At 41.1% G+C, this 4212-nt stretch carries 2 protein-coding genes and 1 pseudogene; all 3 read left to right on the forward strand.

The window, feature by feature from the left end:
- Positions 1 to 130: pseudogene (locus QZ359_RS04455) on the forward strand (RNA-binding protein); the annotation flags it as partial.
- Between the two features lie 8 nt (positions 131 to 138).
- Positions 139 to 1020 (forward strand): DivIVA domain-containing protein, encoded by an 882-nt coding sequence (locus tag QZ359_RS04460; RefSeq protein ID WP_153193129.1) that lies wholly within the window; start codon positions 139 to 141, stop codon positions 1018 to 1020.
- 252 nt (positions 1021 to 1272) lie between these two features.
- Positions 1273 to 4065 (forward strand): isoleucine--tRNA ligase, encoded by a 2793-nt coding sequence (gene ileS / locus QZ359_RS04465; protein WP_293963032.1) that lies wholly within the window; start codon positions 1273 to 1275, stop codon positions 4063 to 4065.
- The last annotated feature ends 147 nt before the right edge of the window (positions 4066 to 4212 follow it).

The raw sequence follows: 4212 nt of genomic DNA on the forward strand, positions 1-4212 counted from the left end.
GGATTATACTGTTCAAGTCGGAGACTTGATTAGTGTGAGAAAATTTGGTCGCTTGAGATTACTTCAAGATAAGGGACAAACGAAAAAAGAGAAGAAAAAAATAACCGTCCAGTTATTATTAAGTAAGTGAGGAATAGAATGCCAATTACATCATTAGAAATAAAGGACAAGACCTTTGGAACTCGATTCAGAGGTTTTGATCCAGAAGAAGTCGATGAATTTTTAGATATTGTGGTTCGTGATTACGAAGATCTTGTTCGTGCGAATCATGATAAAGATTTGCGTATTAAGAGTTTAGAAGAGCGTTTGTCTTACTTTGACGAAATGAAAGATTCATTGAGCCAGTCTGTATTGATTGCCCAAGACACAGCTGAGCGAGTGAAACAAGCGGCACATGAACGTTCAAACAATATCGTTCACCAAGCAGAACAAGATGCGCAACGCTTGTTGGAAGAAGCTAAATATAAGGCAAACGAGATTCTTCGTCAAGCAACAGACAATGCTAAGAAAGTTGCTGTTGAAACAGAAGAATTGAAGAACAAGAGCCGTGTCTTCCACCAACGTCTCAAATCTACAATTGAGAGTCAGTTGGCTATTGTTGAATCTTCAGATTGGGAAGATATTCTCCGTCCAACAGCTACTTATCTTCAAACCAGTGATGAAGCCTTTAAAGAAGTGGTTAGTGAAGTACTTGGAGAACCGATTCCAGCTCCAATTGAGGAAGAACCAATTGATATGACACGTCAGTTCTCTCAAGCAGAAATGGCAGAGTTACAAGCTCGTATTGAGGCAGCCAATAAAGAATTGGCTGAATTTGAAGCTCAGGCTAAACAGGAAGTGGAAAATCCAACTCCTGTAGTGAGTCCTCAAATTGAAGAAGAGCCTGCTCATCCAGTTGGTCCAATGTACGAAGAACCAGAAGTAGCTCCAAGCCATTATTCAGGACCAACACCAGCTACAGAAACGTTTGATTCAGCACCAGGATTTGAAGCACCGCAAGAATCCGTTACAATTTTATAAGAAATATTCTGAGAACAATATCTTATCCTTATATTTCCAGCGAGCAGGAGATGGTGTGAGTCCTGCATTCCCTAATGATAAGATTATCCTCTCAAAAACTCAAGTCTGAAGCTAGTAAGATTTGACGTTCCCCACGTTACGGGATAAGAGGGAGAAAGACTAAATCTTTTTCCGAATAAAGGTGGTACCACGATTTTCGTCCTTTTTGGCAGTCGTGGTTTTTAATTTGTTATTATTTATAAAGGAGATACCATGAAACTCAAAGATACCCTTAATCTTGGGAAAACAGCTTTCCCAATGCGTGCAGGACTTCCTACCAAAGAGCCAGTTTGGCAAAAGGAATGGGAAGATGCAAAACTTTACCAACGTCGTCAAGAATTGAACCAAGGAAAACCTCATTTCACCTTGCATGATGGCCCTCCATACGCTAACGGAAATATCCACGTTGGACATGCTATGAACAAGATTTCAAAAGATATCATTGTTCGCTCAAAATCTATGTCAGGTTTTTACGCACCATTTATCCCAGGTTGGGATACTCATGGTCTGCCAATCGAGCAAGTTTTGGCAAAACAAGGTGTCAAACGTAAAGAAATGGACTTGGTTGAGTACTTGAAACTTTGCCGTGAATATGCTCTTTCTCAAGTAGATAAACAACGTGAAGACTTTAAACGTTTGGGTGTTTCTGGTGACTGGGAAAATCCATATGTGACTTTGACTCCTGATTATGAAGCAGCCCAAATCCGTGTCTTTGGTGAAATGGCTAATAAAGGTTATATCTACCGTGGTGCAAAACCAGTTTACTGGTCTTGGTCATCCGAGTCAGCCCTTGCTGAAGCAGAGATTGAATACCATGACTTGGTTTCAACTTCTCTTTACTATGCCAACAAGGTAAAAGACGGAAAAGGTGTTCTAGATACAGATACTTATATCGTAGTCTGGACAACAACTCCATTCACCATCACAGCTTCTCGTGGTTTGACTGTTGGTGCAGATATTGATTACGTTTTGGTTCAACCTGCTGGTGAAGATCGCAAGTTTGTGGTTGCTGCAGAATTATTGACTAGCTTGTCTGAGAAATTTGGCTGGGTTGATGTTCAAGTGTTGGCAACTTACCGTGGTCAAGAACTCAACCACATCGTAACAGAACATCCATGGGATACAGCTGTAGATGAGCTCGTTATCCTTGGTGACCACGTTACAACTGACTCTGGTACAGGTATTGTCCATACAGCCCCTGGTTTTGGTGAGGATGACTACAATGTTGGTATTGCTAATGGTCTTGAAGTCGCAGTGACTGTTGACGAACGTGGTATCATGATGAAGAATGCTGGTCCTGAGTTTGAAGGTCAATTCTATGAAAAGGTAGTTCCAACTGTCATCGAAAAACTTGGTAGCCTCCTCCTTGCTCAAGAAGAAATCTCTCACTCATATCCATTTGACTGGCGTACGAAGAAACCAATCATCTGGCGTGCAGTTCCACAATGGTTTGCTTCTGTATCAAAATTCCGTCAAGAAATCTTGGATGAAATTGAAAAAGTAAAATTCCACTCAGAATGGGGTAAAGTCCGTCTTTACAACATGATTCGTGACCGTGGTGACTGGGTTATCTCTCGTCAACGTGCTTGGGGTGTTCCACTTCCTATCTTCTACGCTGAAGATGGTACAGCGATCATGACAGCTGAAACTATTGAACATGTGGCTCAACTCTTTGAGGAACATGGTTCAAGCATTTGGTGGGAACGTGATGCTAAGGACCTCTTACCAGAAGGATTTACTCATCCAGGTTCACCAAATGGCGAGTTCAAAAAAGAAACTGATATCATGGACGTTTGGTTTGACTCAGGTTCATCATGGAATGGAGTCGTAGTAAATCGTCCTGAGTTGACTTACCCAGCAGACCTTTACCTAGAAGGCTCTGACCAATACCGTGGTTGGTTCAACTCTTCACTCATCACATCTGTTGCCAACCATGGTGTAGCACCTTACAAACAAATTCTGTCACAAGGATTTGCCCTTGACGGTAAAGGTGAGAAGATGTCTAAATCTCTTGGAAATACCATTGCTCCAAGCGATGTTGAAAAACAATTCGGTGCTGAAATCTTGCGTCTTTGGGTAACAAGTGTTGACTCAAGCAACGACGTGCGTATCTCTATGGATATCTTGAGCCAAGTCTCTGAAACTTACCGTAAGATTCGTAACACCCTTCGTTTCTTGATTGCCAATACATCTGACTTTTACCCAAGTCAAGATTCAGTAGCTTACGATGAGCTTCGCTCAGTTGATAAGTACATGACTATTCGCTTTAACCAGCTTGTCAAGACCATTCGTGATGCTTATGCAAACTTTGAATTCTTGACAATCTACAAGGCCTTGGTGAACTTTATCAACGTTGATTTGTCAGCCTTCTACCTTGATTTTGCTAAAGATGTTGTCTACATCGAAGGTACTAAATCATTGGAACGCCGTCAGATGCAGACTGTTTTCTATGACATTCTTGTGAAAATCACCAAACTCTTGACTCCAATCCTTCCTCACACAGCAGAGGAAATCTGGTCATACCTTGAGTTTGAAGCAGAAGATTTTGTTCAATTGTCAGAATTGCCAGAAGCAGAGACATTTGCTAATCAAGAAGAAATCTTGGACACATGGGCTGCCTTCATGGACTTCCGTGGACAAGCTCAAAAAGCTTTGGAAGAAGCTCGTAATGCAAAAGTTATCGGGAAATCGCTTGAAGCACACTTGACAGTTTATCCAAACGAAGTTGTGAAAACTCTACTCGAAGCAGTAAACAGCAATGTAGCTCAACTTTTGATCGTGTCAGACTTGACCATCGCAGAAGGACCAGCTCCAGAAACTGCCGTTAGCTTCGAAGATGTAGCCTTCACTGTTGAACGAGCTGCAGGCCAAGTATGTGACCGTTGCCGTCGTATCGACCCAACAACAGCAGAACGCAGCTACCACGCAGTTATCTGTGACCACTGTGCAAGCATCGTAGAAGAGAACTTTGCAGATGCAGTCGCAGAAGGATTTGAAGAGAAATAATCGAATTATAGATTAAAAAAGTTTTCTGTGTGTGTATTTTAGTTTGATATAAAAGAAAATATTAAACAAAATTAATGTATAATATTAATTTTTAATGAAAAGGAAATATTGATGAAAAAGAAAACACTTGCTCAATTAGATGGTATC

This window comes from Streptococcus sp., from assembly GCF_019414905.1.
Taxonomy (GTDB): domain Bacteria; phylum Bacillota; class Bacilli; order Lactobacillales; family Streptococcaceae; genus Streptococcus.

Bases quoted from the DNA above. Each gene is read 5' to 3' on its own strand.
- ileS (WP_293963032.1), top strand. From the start codon at position 1,273: ATGAAACTCAAAGATACCCTTAATCTTGGGAAAACAGCTTTCCCAATG.
- QZ359_RS04460 (WP_153193129.1), top strand. From the start codon at position 139: ATGCCAATTACATCATTAGAAATAAAGGACAAGACCTTTGGAACTCGA.